General features: G+C 57.2%; 16 protein-coding genes and 2 tRNA genes. 5 read left to right on the plus strand and 13 right to left on the minus strand.

What is annotated here, in order from left to right; genetic code table 11:
- Positions 1 to 315: 315 nt before the first annotated feature.
- From hypD to hypF, 13 genes are all read right to left on the minus strand, one after another.
- The gene (gene hypD / locus EDC23_RS10950) at positions 316 to 1,410 is read right to left on the minus strand and encodes a hydrogenase formation protein HypD (protein WP_134084486.1); all 1,095 of its coding nucleotides are present in this window, start codon (positions 1,408 to 1,410) and stop codon (positions 316 to 318) included.
- A 15-nt stretch (positions 1,411 to 1,425) separates the two neighbouring features.
- Positions 1,426 to 2,256, minus strand: coding sequence for a hydrogenase nickel incorporation protein HypB (hypB, locus tag EDC23_RS10955; protein WP_134084488.1), 831 nt, complete (start codon positions 2,254 to 2,256; stop codon positions 1,426 to 1,428).
- Between the two features lie 147 nt (positions 2,257 to 2,403).
- Positions 2,404 to 2,778, minus strand: a complete 375-nt coding sequence (hypA, locus tag EDC23_RS10960) for a hydrogenase maturation nickel metallochaperone HypA (protein WP_134084490.1) — start codon at positions 2,776 to 2,778, stop codon at positions 2,404 to 2,406.
- Complete coding sequence (locus tag EDC23_RS10965; RefSeq protein ID WP_134084493.1) at positions 2,771 to 3,013, minus strand: HypC/HybG/HupF family hydrogenase formation chaperone; 243 nt, start codon at positions 3,011 to 3,013, stop codon at positions 2,771 to 2,773. The genes hypA and EDC23_RS10965 overlap by 8 nt, the downstream gene beginning before the upstream one ends.
- A 2-nt stretch (positions 3,014 to 3,015) precedes the next feature.
- Positions 3,016 to 3,249: a HupE/UreJ family protein gene (locus EDC23_RS10970; protein WP_134084495.1), complete on the minus strand. Its 234-nt coding sequence runs from the start codon at positions 3,247 to 3,249 to the stop codon at positions 3,016 to 3,018.
- A gap of 14 nt (positions 3,250 to 3,263) precedes the next feature.
- Positions 3,264 to 5,033 carry a nickel-dependent hydrogenase large subunit gene (locus tag EDC23_RS10975; protein WP_166668844.1) on the minus strand — a complete coding sequence of 590 codons (1,770 nt, stop codon included), beginning with the start codon at positions 5,031 to 5,033 and terminating at the stop codon, positions 3,264 to 3,266.
- Complete coding sequence (locus EDC23_RS10980; RefSeq protein WP_134084499.1) at positions 5,026 to 5,316, minus strand: hypothetical protein; 291 nt, start codon at positions 5,314 to 5,316, stop codon at positions 5,026 to 5,028. The genes EDC23_RS10975 and EDC23_RS10980 overlap by 8 nt, the downstream gene beginning before the upstream one ends.
- Positions 5,313 to 6,410, minus strand: a complete 1,098-nt coding sequence (locus EDC23_RS10985) for a hydrogenase small subunit (RefSeq protein ID WP_134084501.1) — start codon at positions 6,408 to 6,410, stop codon at positions 5,313 to 5,315. Before EDC23_RS10985 ends, EDC23_RS10980 begins: the two co-directional genes overlap by 4 nt.
- A 10-nt stretch (positions 6,411 to 6,420) precedes the next feature.
- The gene (locus tag EDC23_RS10990) at positions 6,421 to 6,849 is read right to left on the minus strand and encodes a hydrogenase expression/formation C-terminal domain-containing protein (RefSeq protein WP_134084503.1); all 429 of its coding nucleotides are present in this window, start codon (positions 6,847 to 6,849) and stop codon (positions 6,421 to 6,423) included.
- Positions 6,846 to 7,313, minus strand: coding sequence for a HyaD/HybD family hydrogenase maturation endopeptidase (locus EDC23_RS10995; protein WP_134084505.1), 468 nt, complete (start codon positions 7,311 to 7,313; stop codon positions 6,846 to 6,848). Before EDC23_RS10995 ends, EDC23_RS10990 begins: the two co-directional genes overlap by 4 nt.
- Before the next feature lie 7 nt (positions 7,314 to 7,320).
- Positions 7,321 to 7,587: a c-type cytochrome gene (locus EDC23_RS11000; RefSeq protein WP_134084507.1), complete on the minus strand. Its 267-nt coding sequence runs from the start codon at positions 7,585 to 7,587 to the stop codon at positions 7,321 to 7,323.
- Between the two features lie 312 nt (positions 7,588 to 7,899).
- Positions 7,900 to 8,910, minus strand: a complete 1,011-nt coding sequence (hypE, locus tag EDC23_RS11005) for a hydrogenase expression/formation protein HypE (protein ID WP_134084670.1) — start codon at positions 8,908 to 8,910, stop codon at positions 7,900 to 7,902.
- Between the two features lie 164 nt (positions 8,911 to 9,074).
- Positions 9,075 to 11,324, minus strand: a complete 2,250-nt coding sequence (gene hypF / locus EDC23_RS11010; protein ID WP_134084509.1) for a carbamoyltransferase HypF — start codon at positions 11,322 to 11,324, stop codon at positions 9,075 to 9,077.
- 383 nt (positions 11,325 to 11,707) lie between these two features.
- Here hypF and EDC23_RS11015 point away from each other — a divergent pair, with 383 nt between their 5' ends.
- The 5 genes from EDC23_RS11015 to clpP all read left to right on the plus strand — a co-directional run bounded on the left by EDC23_RS11015 (position 11,708) and on the right by clpP (position 15,892).
- Complete coding sequence (locus EDC23_RS11015; protein WP_134084511.1) at positions 11,708 to 13,417, plus strand: potassium/proton antiporter; 1,710 nt, start codon at positions 11,708 to 11,710, stop codon at positions 13,415 to 13,417.
- Positions 13,418 to 13,612: 195 nt separating this feature from the next.
- Positions 13,613 to 13,688: transfer RNA gene (locus EDC23_RS11020), tRNA-Lys, on the plus strand.
- A gap of 81 nt (positions 13,689 to 13,769) precedes the next feature.
- Positions 13,770 to 13,854, plus strand: a tRNA-Leu gene (locus EDC23_RS11025).
- Between the two features lie 59 nt (positions 13,855 to 13,913).
- On the plus strand, positions 13,914 to 15,227 hold the full coding sequence (tig, locus tag EDC23_RS11030; protein ID WP_134084513.1) for a trigger factor: 1,314 nt from the start codon (positions 13,914 to 13,916) through the stop codon (positions 15,225 to 15,227).
- Positions 15,228 to 15,256: 29 nt separating this feature from the next.
- Positions 15,257 to 15,892, plus strand: a complete 636-nt coding sequence (clpP, locus tag EDC23_RS11035) for an ATP-dependent Clp endopeptidase proteolytic subunit ClpP (RefSeq protein ID WP_279585926.1) — start codon at positions 15,257 to 15,259, stop codon at positions 15,890 to 15,892.
- Positions 15,893 to 16,003: the final 111 nt, after the last annotated feature.

Raw genomic sequence — 16,003 nt, forward strand, 5'->3', positions numbered from 1 at the left:
CCATCTCCACCCGGGGTGGCCACAGCCCAGTCTGGATCATATCGTCATCCAGGCGGGGAATGCGGCGGAGCTGCAAGCCATTCGCCAGCGCCTGGATAGTGCCGACATCAATCCTGAATACACTTTTTACTGTTTGTTGAAGTTAACGCAGAGGGCGCGGAGTCGCAGAGGCGCAGAGAAGATAATTTTTGGGGCGAGTACTCATGTGTTCATCGTTATCTTTCCCGAAGTCATGTCTCCGCTGATTGGTGCTGCTTAAATACTCCGCGACTCCGCGTCCTCCGCGTTTGTTCCAGAGCCAGTCAAAAAAGGGGATCAGGCGGCAGGTTTGCGGACGTTGCTCCACCAGATCCGGCAGGCGCCTTCGTCGGAAACCATGCAGGGGCCGATGGGATTGCGGGGGGTGCAGGCCGCGCCGTACAGCTTGCACTCGGTCGGATAGATCTTGCCCAGCACCACCCGGGCACAGTCACAGCCCGGCGGCATTTCGCCGGCCCGCTTGCGGGCCTCATCCTGATAGCCGGGATATTTCAGCCGGGCATCGTGAGCCGTGTATTTCCGGGTCAGACCAAAACCGGAAGCGGGAATGGTACCGATACCGCGCCAGTTGGCATCGGTGACCTGCATGACCTCGTACAAATGCTTTTTCGCCTGGGCGTTACCCTCTTCGGTGACCAGTTCGGGATAACAGTTGTCCAGAAACGGCTTATCTTCCAGTAATTGCCGCAGGCTGGAATAGAAGGCGGCCAGCAGGCTTTCATTATTAAAACCGGCCACGGCGGCGGGGAGCTGATGCTGCTCGACGACAAAGTGCCACTCCTTCGCGCCCATGACGGTGGCCACATGTCCCGGCGCCACCAGGCAATCGAAACCGGGTTCGTCCGACGCCAGCAACATGGCTACCGCCGGCCAGGTCAGTCGGCCCGAGAGCAGTAGCAACAGGTTGTCCGGCACGCCCTCGGCCAGCATGGCGGCCACCGGCGCGGTGGTGGTTTCAAAGCCGGCGGCGAAGAACACGACATCTTTATCAGGATTGTCCCGGGCGATCCGGACTACATCGGTGGGCGAGGCCACCGGGCGAATGTCGGCGCCTCGGGCTTTGGCCTGTTCCAGCGAGCGCACCTCGCTTTTGCGCACGTTGACCGGGACCCGCAACATATCGCCGAAGGCCACCAGAATGACCTCCTCGTTCAGCGCTATCTGAATGGCCTCATAGACGTCCTCTTCGGGGCAGACGCAAACGGGACAGCCGGGGCCGGGAATCAATTCGATGTTGTCGGGCAGGGCACTGCGCAGGCCGGCCTGGGTGATCGAGCGTTCGTGCCCGCCGCACACGTTCATGATGCGCACTTTCTCCGGCAAGGGCAGTTGCCGGATCTGTTGCAGCCATTGTTGGGCGTTCAGACTCATCAGCGATTATCCATCTCAGGGATGGGCCGCGTCGCCGGCATGCAACCGGGCGCCATCCGCCTGGATTTTGGGCAATACCGTTTCGCCCTGTTCAAGCCGCTGTTGATGGGCGGTCAGTGCGTTATCCAGCCAGTCGAACCATGCTTGCATGCCCTGCTGGCGGGTGGCCGACAGCGACAGCATGGGGGCCGGGTTGGCCAGTTGTCGCAGGCAGTGCTCGGCTTTTTGCGGATCGAAATCATCCAGTACCGCCAGCAGGTCGGTCTTGGTCAGCAGCATCAGATCGGCAGCCCGGAACATGACCGGATACTTGGCCGGCTTGTCGTCCCCTTCGGTCACCGAGAGCAGGGTGATGTTGTGGTGATGGCCGAGATCGAAACTGGCCGGGCAGACCAGGTTGCCGACGTTCTCGATAAAGATCAGATCGTAATCGGCCAGGTTCAGTTGATGCAGGGCATCGTGCACCATGTGGGCATCCAGGTGACAGGCACTGCCGGTAGCGATCTGGATCGCCGTAACCCCTCTGGCGCGGATGCGCTCGGCATCGTTCTCGGTCTCCAGATCCCCTTCGATGACGGCAATGCGATACTGATCGGCCAGGGCATCGATGGTTGCCTCGAGCAGGGCGGTTTTACCGCTGCCGGGGGAGGACATCAGGTTGATGGCCAGAACCCCGTGTTGATCAAAGTGTTGACGGTTATGCAGGGCCTGGTGATCGTTTTCCGACAATAGACTTTGCAGTACCGTCACCGCCGATTTGCCGTCGGCAGTTTTTTCCAGCTTGCCGGCCGGTTGCAGCAGGTGCCGGTTACCGGAAGTAACGTTACAGCCACAGGTATCACACATACCGACTCCTTTTTCAATAAGTTCTAAAGCGAACCACCAAGACACCAAGGCACAAAGATTTAAAGAGACATAAAGCTATTTTTATCTCGGGCTTTTATATCAATTTTTTCTTTGTGTCTTCGTGTCCTGGTGGTAAGCATTGTTTTGTTAACGAGTAGCCGTTTCCTTGTCCGTTGCACGATCCAGTTCGAGGCTGGCCAGCAGCATTTCGTCGCCGCTCAATAAACGGGTTTGCCAGTGCCCGCAATGTCCGCAGATCAGTTTGTTGGCCGAGGTGGCCTCGGACTCGGCGCCGCATTGCCGGCATTCGAGACGAATGGGTAGCAGTTCAATCTCCAGCGTCGCGGCTTCGGCAATGCTGCCGGCCATGGCGATCGGAAAGGCCTGTTGCAGCAATTGCGGCTCGATACCGGACAAGGGGCCGATCTGTACCGTGATCCGGTGCACGGCGTCGGCCCGGTTTTCCTGGGCCACCCGTTCGATCTGGCTTAACATGCTCTGGCAAATCGACAGCTCATGCATTGGATAACGCCGATTCGGCGGCCAGGATTTCGTCGAACAGTTCCCAGCTGGAGCGGGCATCCTGTTCGCTGATCTTTTGGATCGCGTAGCCCACGTGCACCATCACATAATCGCCAGGCTCGACTGCATCGTCCTGCAACATGAACAGGCTGATATCCCGTTCCACGCCTTTGGCTTCGCAACGGGCGGTGTAGCCGTTGATCTCGACAATTTGCATGGGAATGCCAAGGCACATGGTTATTCTCGCTTCATCCGTTGGGGTTGCCGGGCCGGGGCAGATCTGTGCCTGAGATAGACAACAAGCACCACCCCCGCAAACAGCATGAGCAGGTGATCCGGCTGGGTCAGAAGGTGCCACAGACCAGTGGCCAATCCCTGCGGGTGTTCGCCTGAAGGGTGGGCGTGACTGATAGCGCTGACCAGCAGGCCGGTCGTGGTCAAAAGTGACTGTTTGATGGTTCGCTGTCGCATGAATGTTCCCCTTTTTATACGACTTTAACGTTCACCCGTTCCTCTCCCTCAGTATCGGTCACATGCACGGCACAGGCAATACACGGATCGAAGCTGTGAATGGTGCGCAGGATTTCGATCGGTTGTTCGGGATCGTGCAGCTTGTGGCCCTTGAGCGCCGCTTCGTAAGGTCCCTCCTGCCCCTGGGCATCGCGGGGGCCGGCGTTCCAGGTACTGGGCACCACCGCCTGGTAGTTATCGATCTTGCCGTCCTTGATCACGATCCAGTGGGCCAGGGCGCCACGTGGGGCTTCGGTATAGCCGACACCGCGCGCTTCTTTCGGCCAGGTCGAGGGATCCCAGAGCTTCTCGTTATGGGTTTTGACATCGCCGTTACGGATGTTATTCACAAGCTGGTCGTACCAGCCCATCATGCCGTCGGCAAAAATCTTGGTCTCCAGGGTGCGGGCGGCGGTGCGGCCCAGAGTGGAGTACATGGCTTCCAGCGGCAGATCCAGCTGGTTCAGAGCCTTGGTGGCCAGTTCTTTGGTCTGCTCGTGCCCCCTGGCATACAGTAACAGTACCCGGGCCAGGGGGCCGACCTCCATGGCGTGGCCTTTCCAGCGGGGCGACTTCATCCAGGAATAGGATTGATCCACATTCAGATGCTGGTAGGGCGGTTGCGGGCCGTCGTAGTTGAGCTCGGTTTCCCCGTCATAGGGGTGCAGCCCCTGGTCCTTGCCACCCTGATAGTTATACCAGGAGTGAGAGACGTACTCCTTGATCTGGGCGTCATCATTGAGATCGATATCGTGGACGGTAGAGAGATCGCGATTGAGAATGGCACCACGGGGAACCAGGAACGAGCTGATGTCGTCCATGCCGTTGGTGGGGAAGTCGCCGTAACTCATAAAGTTGCCGACCCCTTCCCCCTGTTTGGCCCACTCCTTGTAGTAGCCGGCAATCGCCAGGGTATCTGGCAGATAGACCTGATCCACAAAGCGCTGCATGTTCTCGATAATGTCTTTAATTTTGGACAGCCCGCTCTGGTTCAACGCCGTGGCGCCGTCACCACCGCGATAGCGCGGCCCCTTGCCTTTGCCCTGATGGCCCGGATCGATACTGATGGCCGAGGGTGATCCGCCGACCAGAAAGTTGGGATGCGGGTTTTTGCCGCCGAGGATGGTGTGCAGTTGTACCACGTTACGCTGCCAGGCCAGCGCCTCGAGATAATGGGAGACGACCATCAGGTTAGCTTCGGGCGGCAGCTTGTAGGCGGGATGGCCCCAGTAGCCGTTGGCAAAGATGCCGAGCTGGCCGCTTTCGACAAACTCCTGCAGGCGCTTTTTCATATCCGCGAAGTAACCCGGCGAACTTTTCGGGTTGGCGGGGCTGACCTGTTGCGCCAGTTGCGAGGTCGCTTTGGGATCGGCGTTGAGCGCCGAGACCACGTCCACCCAGTCCAGCGCATGCAGATGATAGAAATGCATCACGTGATCGTGCACATACTGGGCGGCAATCATCAGGTTGCGAATCAGCTGGGCATTGGGCGGGATCTCGTAATTGAGCGCATCTTCCACAGCCCGGACCGAGGCAATGCCGTGTACCAGAGTGCAGACACCGCAAATGCGTTGGGCAAATGCCCAGGCATCGCGGGGATCCCGGCCGCGCAGAATGATCTCGATCCCCCGTACCATGGTGCCGGAGGACCAGGCCTCGGTAATGGTGTCGCCATTGGTCTGCGCCTCGATACGCAAATGGCCTTCGATACGGGTAATCGGATCGACAACGATGCGTTCACTCATGATTTATCTCCTGCCGCATCGGCTGATGTCGTGGCCGGGTAGTGGCCAGCCACTTGCTGAGTCCGATCACTTCAATCTCATTCATCTTTTTATCTTCCAGTCTTTCCTCAAGCAGGCTCAGGTAGTTGTTGTAATCCAACTGTTGTTTTTGACGTTGAAAATTTTGCCTGTACCCAAGAAGCGAGGCTTTCAGAGCGCGAAGACTTATACCGATAATACAAATGACAATGGCCGGCTGGCCGCGCCAAGCCGCGTACCGGGGGAGGAGTTCGAGGACGTTCATGAGGAGAAGCTCTCTATATCACTGCTGGTCACTTTGCAGTGCTTATCCCGAGTGTTCGATTGTTTATGTTTGTTAGACAATCCCAAGGCAGCGCTACCAATGACGCCGGCAGCCACTCCACCGGTGGCGGCACTGTTCAATTCCTCGGGGGAGGAAGACAGGGCTTGATAGAAGCTGCCGGCATCCCAGAAATCGGGTTCAGAGCAGCCGAGACAGGGGTGGCCGGACTCAATCGGAAAGCTGGTCCCGTTGTTCCATTTTTCAGTCGCGCAGGCGTTGTGGGTTGTCGGTCCCTTACAACCCAGTTCATACAGACACCAGCCGTTACGGGCCCCTTCATCATCGAAACTCTTGGCAAACTTGCCCTGATCATAAAAGGGGCGGCGGTAGCAGCGATCGTGAATGGTTTCACCGTAGAATGACAGAGGACGCTTGAGGCTATCGAGTTCCGGCAAGGTACCGAAGGTCAGATAATGGGACAGGACACCGGTAATCACGATCGGTATCGGGGGGCAACCCGGGACATTGACGATGGGTTTGTCCTTGATGATATCCATCACCGATGCCGCCCCGGTCGGGTTGGGATTGGCGTAGGGAATCCCGCCGAAGGCAGCGCAGGTTCCGACGGAGATAATCGCGGCGGCATGTTCGGCGGTCTCCTTGAGAATATCCAGATTGCTCATCCCGGCGATAGTGGAGTAGACCCCGTTATCCTTGAGCGGTATTGAGCCGTCGACCACGATGAGGTATTCATCGGGGTGTTTCTGGATCACTTCTTCACGAATGTGTTCAGCGAAGTGTCCGGCACAGGCCTGAAGGGTGTGATGGTAATCGAGCGAGATGGCATCGAAGATGAGACTTTCCAGACTCGGGCTATGTGAGCGCGTCAGGGATTCGGTGCAGCCGGTACACTCCTGAAACGACAACCAGATGACAGACGGGCGCCGGGCCTTGCCCAATGCGTCGGCGATAGCGCCGGCCATGTTGGGTGACAGGGCCAGCATCGAGGCGGTGGCGGCACAGAACTTGAGAAAGCCGCGTCGGCTGATGCCCTGGCGTTGCAGATGATCGGCGAGTGTTTCATTCTGCTTCATCACCTTCTCCTCATTCGTCGTTGAGGGTGTCCCGAGTGTGGCTGTCGATCAGTCGTTGAAGTTGTTGTCCGGATTGCTGGATATCGTCATTAGCCGTTTTGAGGATAGCCGGCAGGGCCGTAATTTCGATAAATTCGGCGATATTTTCATTCTCGCTGTTCTGGTGGCGGATCCACCAGATACCGGGTAGTGCTGTTTCGTAGATTTCGGTCGGCCCCATGGCATCGATGCGGACCTGGATTTCGCCGTAACCCAGGGCCGCTTTGAGTTGCTCATAATCACCGGGGAACATCGGCAGACTGCGCAAATCGATCGAATCGCTGACGCCCTGTTTGCACAGGGCGTCAAGTTTTGTTTGCAGTTCAGTCAATATTGCCGGGACTTGGCTTGCCGGGGAGAACGGCTCGATACGAACATGGATTTCTTCCAGTTTGCTCATGCTTGCCAGCTCCGGATCTGTTCGATGGCGTGTTTACAGGCGCGGGGAATAGCGGCCGAGACGGCCTCTGTGGGCGTTTCCCCCCAGTCCAGTTTTTCGGGCTGAATGCCGATCAATACGCGCTGACGGGGAAAATGACCGGTCAGGCGACTGATGTGCATCAGATCCAGCAGGCCGACCTCATGGACACTGCGTTTGTTGCCCTTGCCCAGGAAATGGTCCATGTCCTCATTGACAAAGGTTTTAACCGTACCAGGATCGGCGTGCAGCTGGGCGGCATCGATAACGATCAGGTTGTCGGCCTGCTCGATGTCTGTTGCCAGGGTAAAGCTCAGGGTGCCACCATCGATAAATATGGTGTCAGGGAAATCAGAATGTTTGTGTTGCAAGTAATGGATGGCATGCACGCCGACACCTTCGTCGCCAAGCAGGGTGTTACCGATACCAAGAACCAGGGTCTGCATGGCGTATTCAGGATTTCTGTTGTTTGATGTATTCAACAATGCTCCGGAGGGCCGCTTCATCCAGAGTAAAACGGTGTTGTTTGATTGTATCGCTCTGAAGCACATCGGTAATTTTCTCGGGCGCGACAGGGAGTCGGCTGGCAGACTGGTGACAACGGCTGCAGTGTTGCTGAAACAGACGCTCGCCTTCGCCGGCATAAAGCGGGGTATATCCCAGGAAGAGGCTGAGACTAAATACAATGGTTAAGATAACCGACGTAACTTTGTTATTCATCCGGTAACCCTGAATTGTTATTCAATTTTTAACTGGTTGCGATGACGGTTTTGTTAATGAAGGCATCGTTTAACAAGGTTAGCAGCGAAGGGAAGTTTGGCAATTAAAATGAATACGAATCAGGAGCTATTCAGGAAGCTATACTCGCGATTAAAGTAGGTATTTATGTGTCGCTAAAAGAGGGCAGCTGAAAATGACTATTATTGGCCATGGGCGAGACTGCCCTCGCATATGGGGCGCGATAGTCAGGATTTGAACGATTGCATGATTCAATGACAGGCCGGGCGCTTAACAAAACATGTTGATCGACCATCAACATATTCGTGGCAAGGGATCATCTTCCAGTTCTTCGAGTACCCGCTCGCCGCCCAGCTCGGTTTCAAGCACCACACCTGTGTCATGCCGGTTGAGCTGGCCGATGAGAGCGGCACGACCGCCATTGGGCAGTTGTTGCCAGCGCTGTAACAGGGAATCAGCCTGATCGGCTGCGATGATCGCGACCACCCGGCCTTCACAGGCAAGATAGTGGGGATCATAGCCCAGCATTTCACAGACTGTTTTGACCTGATCGCGGATCGGTAACTGCGGCTCGTACACCCGCACGCCCAAGCCGGTGGCGCGGTGGAGCTCGTGTAACACCGTGGCCAGACCGCCACGGGTCGGATCGCGCATATAACGCAAGCCGGAAAACTCGGATGCGGTCCGGGTAAAGGCCAGGACACTGGCCGCATCGGAGCGGACATCGCCGCGCAGGCCGAACTGCTCCCGGGCTAGCATGACCGCAATGCCGTGATCGCCGATGGGACCACTGACCAGAATGCGATCATCAGGCTGGATATGCGAGAACCCGAGTTGCAAACTTTTCGGACGCAGTCCGACGCCGGTGGTGGCGAAATAGACCCCGCTGCCTTCGCCACGGGGGACTACCTTGGTGTCGCCACAAGCGATTTTGACCCCGGCTTCGCCGGCTGCCTTCGCCAGGCTGCATAACAGCCGTTGCAGCAGGGAAACTTCGAGGCCCTCTTCAATGAACAGATTCAGGCTCAGGTAATGTGGCGTGGCGCCACTGACAGCCAGATCGTTCACCGTTCCGTGTACCGCCAGGGAACCGATATCCCCGCCGGGAAACTCCAGTGGTTTGACGGTAAAACCGTCGGTGGTGATCAACAATTCAGCATCGCGCTGATCCAGATCGATCCGGGCCGCATCGTTTTCGATATCCAGCAGTCGATCGCCGAGAGAGTCGGCAATCAATCCCTCGATCAATTCGCGCATCAACCGACCACCGTTACCGTGGGCGAGGGAAATGTGCGTGTCAGTCAGTTTGGTCATGTTTGTTTTTTACCGCAGAGACGAAAACATAATGTTGAATGTTGAATGTTGAATGTTGAATGTTGAATGTTGAGTTAAATCTGGGTAGAGAGGTTTAGTTCAAAATTCAGCATTCAAAACTCAAAATTACTTTACCGCCTCTGCGGTGAAATATTTTATTGCGATTGAAGCCGGGCCCGGGCTTCGATGATTTGACCGTAGCACAGTCCGGCGTCGTTAACCGGGACCTGTTGCGGCAGATATATACGCAGCCCGAATTTTTGTGACTGTTGCATGATCAGCTCACAGAGTAAACGGTTTTGAAAGACGCCGCCGGACAGCCCGATGGCAAAATCGCCGTGTTGCTGTTTCAGTTCGCTGGCCTGGGCGAGTAGGGCCCGGGCGAGGCTGGCGTGAAAGGCGTGGGCGCGATCGGCGGTTGACAGGCTCTCATCAAGTAACATCGCCAGCAGTGGCATCCAGTCGCTGCGCCAGACAGGCCCCTCCGCTACCAACGGCAATTCGATGCCGGGGTGTTCACCCTGCCAGGCCAGTTGCTCCAGCCACATCGGTGCCTGACCTTCGAAACTGGCTCTCTGGCACAGGCCGAGCAGGGCGGCGGCGGCGTCAAACAGACGGCCGACCGCGCTGGTGAGCGGGCTATTGAGCCCTTTTTGCCAGGCGCCGTACAACAGGTCGACCCCGGCGGGCGCGCCGGGCCAGCGCGTGTCGCTCTGCCAGCACACCCCCAGCGCGGTGCGCCACGGCTCCCGGGCGGCCCGTTCCGCGCCGGGCAGGCGAAACGGTTGCCAGCTGCCGACCCGTTGCCAGTCGCCGGGGCGCCCGAGCAACGCTTCCCCGCCCCATAATGTACTGTCCTCGCCGAGTCCCACACCATCCCAGGTAAACACCAGCCAGCGCGACTCCTGCGGGTATTCACCGGCCAGCACGGCGGCATGGGCGTGATGATGCCATACCGGGCAGGTCGGTAACGGTTGTGCCGCGGCCCACTGTGAGCCGAAATAACCCCGATGGTGATCGCAAACCAGGCTGGTTGCCTGTACAGCATAGAGTTGTTGCAGATCGGCGATGGTCCGGGCATAGGTCTCGCGACTGCGCGGTGAGTCCAGATCACCGACATGGGGCGAGATCACGATACGTTGCTCCCAGGCCAGTGCCACGCTGTTTTTCATGTGTCCGCCGCAGGCCAGCAGGGGCCGGGGAAGCGGTTGCGGCAGTTCGAGTTCCAGCGGCGCGGTACCGCGTCCCAGGCGCAGCGGGCGTATCCGTTGCTGAATCAGACGCACCAGCGGATCGTCGGCCGGGCGTACGATGGGGCGGTTGTGATGTAAACGGTTGGGGGTAACGTCGGCCAGCCGGCGATTAACCTCGCCGGCGTCGGTCAGTACCGGTTCGCCGGGAAGGTTGGCCGAGGTGGCCACGATGGGGCGCTCCAGACGCGCTAACAACAGGTAATGCAGCGGACTGTAAGGCAGCATGACACCGAGCTCCTGCATGCCGGGGGCAAGCAAGCCTGGCAGTCGGCTGTCGGGCCGCTTGCGTAACAATACAATGGGCCGCGCGGGCGAGCGTAAAACAGCGGCTTCGGTCGCCTCGACGTGCAATTCCGCCCGGACCGCGTCCAGCTCATCGTCGCCGACAGACGGGAACATCAGCGCCAGGGGTTTGTGCGGACGCTGTTTGCGTTGCCGTAAATGCTCGACCGCCTCGCTATTGGTGGCGTCACAGCACAGATGATAGCCACCAATACCCTTGATCAAAACAAGCTCGCCAAGTTGTAGTAATTCCAGCGTTGTTTGCAGCGCTTGTGATCCCTGCTGCGATTGGTTCAAATTTTCAAAACTCAGTTGCGGTCCGCACTCGGGACAGGCGACCGGCTCGGCGTGAAAACGGCGTTGCATCGGATCGGTATATTCCGAGTGGCAGGCGGGGCACAGTGGAAAATCGGCCATGCCGGTATTGGGCCGGTCATAGGGCAGTTGGCGAATCAGGGTATAACGCGGACCACAACTTGCGCAGTTGATAAACGGGTAGGCGTAACGTCGATCACCGGGGGCATTCAGCTCTCGCAGACAGTCGGGACAGAGAAAGTAATCGGGCGGGACATGGATGTCCGCTTCAGTTGTTGTTCGGGAAGAACGAATGCGAAAGCCGGTCTCATGAGTGGGTTCCAACAGCTGCTCGTCGACGAACACAGGATGGGCTGTCAGTGGCGGGGCATTTTTCAGTAGTTGCACGAAGCGATGAATTGCCTGCTGGTCACCTTCGAGTTGCAGTTGCACACTGCCGTTGAGATTCCTGACCCAGCCGCCAAGCTGTAATCCGGTGGCGAGCTGGTAGATAAAGGGGCGCATGCCGACGCCCTGTACCCGCCCCTTGATGATGAATTCACGACGTTGTTGCATGAGCGGCTTAGCTCGAGGCTGTCTCCTGGTTATCCTATCCTGTAAAATTTACGCTACACTGGCAACAGAGCTGTTGGACGAGCGTTATTTAGACGCCTCGCCAGGGCGCCATGGCCGGTATTCATCATAGGCGTTTTGGCGATACTGTAAAGAACCCTGTTCGTGACACAGCCAGGCAAACGTTTCGAATATTCGATCATTTTGACTTTAGTCGGTATTGCCGGGCCTTGTGGGACAGGATGTAACTACGTCCTGGCAAGGCTGACAGACACTTTATCTGCGTCCGACGGTTCTGGAAGGTGCGGCAGCCCTCATAACTGTATCGGTATTCAAAACGCCAGTTGAGTTGCAGGAACCGACGTAAACCGGGGTATTCGCGTTAAATGGAACTGTTGAACAATCTTCTGTTGATCGCGGCGCTGTTGCTGTTCGGCAGCATCGTAGTCAGTTCCATATCGGCCCGGGTCGGCGCACCCTTGCTGCTGATCTTTTTGATTGTCGGTATGCTGGCCGGTGAGGAAGGACCGGGGAATCTCGTTTTTGATGATGTTGGTACTGCCTATCTGATCGGGTCGGTGGCGCTGGGCATTATTCTGTTAAATGGTGGTCTGCATACCAAGGTGGAGAGTTTTCGGGTCGGTTTGCGGCCGGCCCTGACCCTGGCTACCGTCGGTGTCCTGATCACCAGCGCGCTGGTGGGACTGTTAGCCGCCTGGGTATTTGACCTGCACTGGTTGCAGGGATTGTTGCTCGGGGCCATCATCGGTTCGACCGATGCGGCTGCCGTATTCTCCCTGTTGCATGCCCGGGGGATGAATATCGAACGCCGGGTGGGCGCGACACTGGAGATTGAGTCGGGCAGTAACGATCCGATGGCGGTGTTTCTCACCATCATGTTGATCGAGATCCTGCTTACACAGGGCTCACTGTTCGCCTGGAATACCCTGTTGCTGTTCGCCATTCAGATGGGTATCGGTGCCGTGGCCGGTATACTGGGGGCGCGCCTGCTGGTCTATATGGTCAATCACCTGAGCCTGGCCAACGGCCTGTATCCTCTGCTGGTGACCAGCGGGGGCTTGCTGATCTTCGCGCTGGCCAACAGTCTGGGCGGCAGTGGTTTTCTGGCGATCTACCTGCTCGGGGTTGGTCTGGGCAATCGCAAATTGCATGCAGGACAGAATATCCTGCGTGTCCATGACGGTCTGGCCTGGCTGAGTCAGATTGGCATGTTCCTGATTCTGGGCCTGCTGGTTACCCCCTCCGAACTGTTGCCGCTGGCGGGGGATGCCTTGTTGATCGCACTGGCACTGATTTTTGTTGCCCGGCCGCTGGCGGTGCTGGTGTGTCTGGCCCCCTATCGGTTTGTCTGGCGCGAACAATTGTATATCGCCTGGGTGGGTCTGCGCGGGGCGGTCCCGATCATCCTGGCACTGTTTCCCTTGCTGGCCGGTCTGGAGCAGGCAGAACTCTATTTTAATGTCGCCTTTTTCGTCGTGCTGGTCTCCCTGTTAATGCAGGGTTGGACGGTGGCTCCCGTCGCGCGGCTCTTACGACTGGAGATACCACCCGGCCCCGAGCCGGTGATGCAAATCGATACGTTAATCCCGGGCCACCCGGAATGTGAAATACTGGTCTACAAGCTGGGTTCAACCAGTCCGCTGCGTAATCGTTCACCCGACTATTTTGTTCTGCCCGGTACAGCGCGACTGACCTCGGTGATACGCCATGGTATCTCCTACGACGCGAATGACATTGAGCGCTTTGAACCCGGTGACTATCTGCATATTCTCGCCGCCAGTAACGAGGTCGAGCAGATTAACCGTCTGTTCACCACACTGGAGTATGCTGCGGATCATCAGTTCTTCGGTGATTTTATTCTGGAGCCATCGGCCAGGTTATGCGATCTTTCCACCGCTTATGGGGTGCCCGTGCCGCACGCTTGCGACACGCTGAGTGTTGGTGAGTATCTGACACAGCAGTTTCACAACAAACCCGTGGTGGGCGACAGGGTGAAACTGGACAAGATTGAGCTGGTTGTGCTGGAAATGGAAGCGGGGCAGATTGTCAAAATCGGTTTAAAGATTACTGGATAATTTCATCATGTCGGGATACCCGGGCTGTGCAAACGCATCAGGAACAGCTTGGATGGTCGGGTGAGTTGGAAAACTTCAGCACTTTTGCTCACCGGTTATAATGCAATCAATCAACAGAGCATCCAGATCCGGGAAGCTCTGCCGGCGCAAAGCTTGATAAACAGCCCCTGATTGTGGTTCAATTCGGCCCTTGCAGGGCCGTTAGCTCAGTTGGTAGAGCAGGAGACTCTTAATCTCTTGGTCGTAGGTTCGAATCCTACACGGCCCACCAGTTTCCTGGCCGATTTCCCCGCAAAGCGCACGGATTACACCTCCACCCACGGTCTCTGTATAATCCCCCTGACGAGTATTCGCGGAAGTGGTGAAATTGGTATACACGCCAGATTTAGGATCTGGTGCCGCAAGGCGTGTGGGTTCGAGTCCCACCTTCCGCACCAAACGCCCGGTATTATGATAACTGACTGAATTTAAAGAAATAAACGACGAGGTCAAACACATGCAAGTCTCTGTAGAAACCACCGAAGGCCTGGAGCGCCGGATGACGGTGAATGTCGATGAAGAACGAATCGCCTCGGCGGTTGACGATCGACTCAAAAATATGACCCACACCGTCAAGCTCAAGGGCTTCCGTAAGGGCAAGGTCCCGTTCAAGGTGGTCAAGCAGCAGTATGGCAAACAGGTGCGCGAGGAAGTGGTCGGCGAGGTATTACAATCCACTTTTTACGAGGCCGTCAGTCAGCAGCAGTTGCAGCCGGCCGGGACGCCGAATTTCGATGATCTCAAGCACGAGGCGGGTGAGGGGCTGAGCTATACCGCCACGTTTGAAATTTATCCGGCGATTGAGCTGGCGCCGCTGGCCGAGCAGACCGTGGAAAAACCGGTCACCGAGATCGGCGAGGCCGATATCGACCGGATGATCGAGACCATTCGCAAGCAGAACATGGACTGGCAAACGGTCGACCGGGAGGCCAAAGAGGGTGACCGGGTCAATCTCGATTTCAAGGGGATGATCGACGGCGAGGTTTTCGAAGGCGGCAGCGGCCAGGGCATGCAGGTGGAGCTGGGCTCGGGGCGCATGATTCCCGGTTTCGAGGACGGCCTGCTGGGCGCCCGGGCCGGGGAAGACCGCACCCTCGAGGTGACCTTTCCCGAGAATTACCACGCCGCCGAGATGGCCGGCAAACCGGCTGTCTTTGAGACACATATAAATAGTATCGAGGAGCCGGTGCTGCCCGAGGTGGATGCCGAGTTCGCCAAAAAACTGGGCGTGGAAAGCGGCGATCTGAGCGAGATGCGCAACGAGATCCGCGACAACATGCAGCGCGAGCTGGACACCCGGCTGCGCACTCGCCTCAAGGAGGCGGTGATGGACACCCTGCTGGCGGCCAATCCGATCGAGGCGCCCAAATCCCTGATTGAAAATGAGGAGCGCACACTGTTACAACAGATGCTGCAGAACCTGGCCAGCCAGGGCATGCAACAGCAGGATTTGAGCGGCATCAATCCGGAGATGTTCCGCGAACAGGCCCAGAAACGGGTCACTCTGGGGCTGATTATGTCCGAGATCGTCAAGGCCAATGACCTCAAGGTCTCCCCGGAGGCGGTCAAGGCCCGCGTCGAGGAGATCGCCGCGCCTTATGAGCATCCGGAAGAAGTGGTCAAATGGTATCAGTCGGATCGCCAGCGTATGAGCGAGGTCGAATCGCTGGTATTTGAGGACCAGGTGGTAGACTGGGTACTGGATCAGGCCAGGGTAATTGAGAAGCCGGTCTCATTTGATGAAATAATGACGTCCGAAAACGCGCAATAACAAGCTAGCAGCTTAAAGGATAGGTAGTTGTGACCGATAATCATACCAGGTACACCGAGACCGTCGCGCAAATGGTGCCGATGGTGGTTGAGCAGACGTCCCGGGGCGAGCGCGCCTATGATATTTACTCGCGTTTGCTCAAGGAACGGGTGATCTTTGTGGTGGGACAGGTTGAGGATCATATGGCCAACCTGATCGTGGCCCAGCTGTTGTTCCTCGAGTCCGAAAATCCGGACAAGGATATCCATCTGTATATCAACTCACCCGGTGGCTCGGTGACGGCGGGGCTGTCGATATACGACACCATACAATTTATCAAACCCGACGTAAGCACCATGTGCATCGGCCAGGCCGCGAGTATGGGTGCATTACTGCTGGCCGGCGGGGCGAAAGGCAAGCGTTTCGGTCTGCCGCATTCGCGGACCATGATTCACCAGCCGCTGGGAGGCTTCCAGGGGCAGGCGTCGGATTTCGAGATCCACGCCAAGGAAATTCTGGACGTGCGCGAGCGGTTGAACCGGATTCTGGCCGATCATACCGGCCAGCCACTGGAGCAAATTCAAAAAGATACCGATCGGGACTTTTTCATGAGTGCGTCGCAGTCGGTGGAATACGGACTGATTGATGAAGTTATGGTCAACCGCAGCGGCAATCCGGACGCGTAACCGGTCTGTGCCGGACGCCCCGATTGGGGCTAAAGGCCCGACGGTGATAGGGCGTTAAAACAGCAACTGCTACTTGAAAAATGCGTCAAACCGACGCATTGTATGAAGACC

Origin of the sequence: Thiohalophilus thiocyanatoxydans (genome assembly GCF_004366735.1) — a bacterium.
Classification (GTDB): Bacteria; Pseudomonadota; Gammaproteobacteria; order UBA6429; family Thiohalophilaceae; genus Thiohalophilus; species Thiohalophilus thiocyanatoxydans.

Bases quoted from the DNA above. Each gene is read 5' to 3' on its own strand.
- EDC23_RS10970 (WP_134084495.1), bottom strand. From the start codon at position 3,249: ATGCGACAGCGAACCATCAAACAGTCACTTTTGACCACGACCGGCCTG.
- EDC23_RS10990 (WP_134084503.1), bottom strand. From the start codon at position 6,849: ATGAGCAAACTGGAAGAAATCCATGTTCGTATCGAGCCGTTCTCCCCG.
- hypF (WP_134084509.1), bottom strand. From the start codon at position 11,324: ATGCAACAACGTCGTGAATTCATCATCAAGGGGCGGGTACAGGGCGTC.
- EDC23_RS10965 (WP_134084493.1), bottom strand. From the start codon at position 3,013: ATGTGCCTTGGCATTCCCATGCAAATTGTCGAGATCAACGGCTACACC.
- EDC23_RS10980 (WP_134084499.1), bottom strand. From the start codon at position 5,316: ATGAACGTCCTCGAACTCCTCCCCCGGTACGCGGCTTGGCGCGGCCAG.
- tig (WP_134084513.1), top strand. From the start codon at position 13,914: ATGCAAGTCTCTGTAGAAACCACCGAAGGCCTGGAGCGCCGGATGACG.
- EDC23_RS11000 (WP_134084507.1), bottom strand. From the start codon at position 7,587: ATGAATAACAAAGTTACGTCGGTTATCTTAACCATTGTATTTAGTCTC.
- EDC23_RS10975 (WP_166668844.1), bottom strand. From the start codon at position 5,033: ATGAGTGAACGCATCGTTGTCGATCCGATTACCCGTATCGAAGGCCAT.
- EDC23_RS11015 (WP_134084511.1), top strand. From the start codon at position 11,708: ATGGAACTGTTGAACAATCTTCTGTTGATCGCGGCGCTGTTGCTGTTC.
- EDC23_RS10995 (WP_134084505.1), bottom strand. From the start codon at position 7,313: ATGCAGACCCTGGTTCTTGGTATCGGTAACACCCTGCTTGGCGACGAA.
- hypA (WP_134084490.1), bottom strand. From the start codon at position 2,778: ATGCATGAGCTGTCGATTTGCCAGAGCATGTTAAGCCAGATCGAACGG.
- hypB (WP_134084488.1), bottom strand. From the start codon at position 2,256: ATGTGTGATACCTGTGGCTGTAACGTTACTTCCGGTAACCGGCACCTG.
- hypD (WP_134084486.1), bottom strand. From the start codon at position 1,410: ATGAGTCTGAACGCCCAACAATGGCTGCAACAGATCCGGCAACTGCCC.
- EDC23_RS10985 (WP_134084501.1), bottom strand. From the start codon at position 6,410: ATGAAGCAGAATGAAACACTCGCCGATCATCTGCAACGCCAGGGCATC.